2 protein-coding genes are annotated in these 1,035 nt (G+C 64.8%); both read right to left on the bottom strand.

Features of this window, described 5'->3' with window-relative positions:
- Positions 1–348, bottom strand: a 348-nt coding sequence (locus tag BLW27_RS20540) for a transposase (RefSeq protein WP_143042316.1), incomplete at its 3' end; no start/stop codon positions are given.
- A 61-nt stretch (positions 349–409) separates the two neighbouring features.
- A partial coding sequence (locus BLW27_RS20535) for an IS5 family transposase (protein ID WP_143042390.1) occupies positions 410–1,035 on the bottom strand: 626 nt, incomplete at its 5' end.

Raw genomic sequence — 1,035 nt, 5'->3', positions numbered from 1 at the left:
CAGCGGCCCGTCGGCGCGGCGATAGGGGACCTGAACGGCCAAGGTCTTCTGCCTCCGGCACAGGGTGGAGAAGTCCGGAACGGGCCAATCCAGCCCCGCCAGTTTCAGCAGGCTCGCCACCATCCCGGCGGTCTGGCGAAGCGGCAGCTTGAACAGGATCTTGATAGACAGGCAGAGTTGTATGGCCGCATCGGAAAACACTGGCGGGCGTCCCGGCCGACCGTCATGCGGCGCGCGCCACGTCATGTCCTTATCGACCCAGATCAACAGCGATCCCCGCTTCCGCAGTGATGCGTTGTAGCTGGACCAGTTCGTGGTGCGATAGCGGGCGGGAGGAGGCTTGCTCATGCACCGCGGCATTGTTGCGTAACTCACGCCTAAGGCGTGACTTCCCCTTTCCCCGCTGATGTCATGCCACGCGAACGATCTCGGCGGCGCCGAGGGCTGAGAAGCGGTTCATGAGTGCGACGCGGATGTGGATTTCGGCGGTTTGGCGGTCGGGATCTCTTGCGGCGATGCGCTCGCCGAATGCCTTGAGGCATCGCATCTTCGCCTCCACGCGGCTCCTGGCGTGGTATCCGGTCCAGTGCTTCCAGAACGCCCGGCCGTAGTGTTTCGTGGCGCGTAGCGTCTCGTTCCGAGCCTTTGCTGCAGGGCTGTCTTCCTTCCAGGGGCGCCCGTTCTTCCGGATCGGAATGATCGGCGTGGCTTGCCGGTCGATGATGGAGGCATGGCAGCGGCGGGTGTCGTAAGCACCATCCGCGGTCACGGAGCCTATCTGCTCGTCCTCGGGGATCTGGCCGAGCAATTCGGGCAGGATCGGACTGTCGCCGTCGCTGCTGGGGGTGAACTCGACTGCCCGGATGTCCGAAGTGGCGGTATCCATCGCCAGGTGGACCTTGCGCCATTGGCGCCGACCCTGCACGCCGTGCTTGCGAGCCTGCCACTCACCATCGCCCAGGAACTTGATGCCGGTGCTGTCCACGAGGAGGTTCAGGGGACCGTCGGCAAGGCGGTACGGGATCTGGACCGCCA

This window comes from Citreimonas salinaria, assembly GCF_900107235.1.
GTDB lineage: Bacteria > Pseudomonadota > Alphaproteobacteria > Rhodobacterales > Rhodobacteraceae > Citreimonas > Citreimonas salinaria.
The sequence above is the reverse complement of the archived record's forward strand: the minus strand, read 5'-3'. Positions and strand labels throughout refer to the sequence as shown.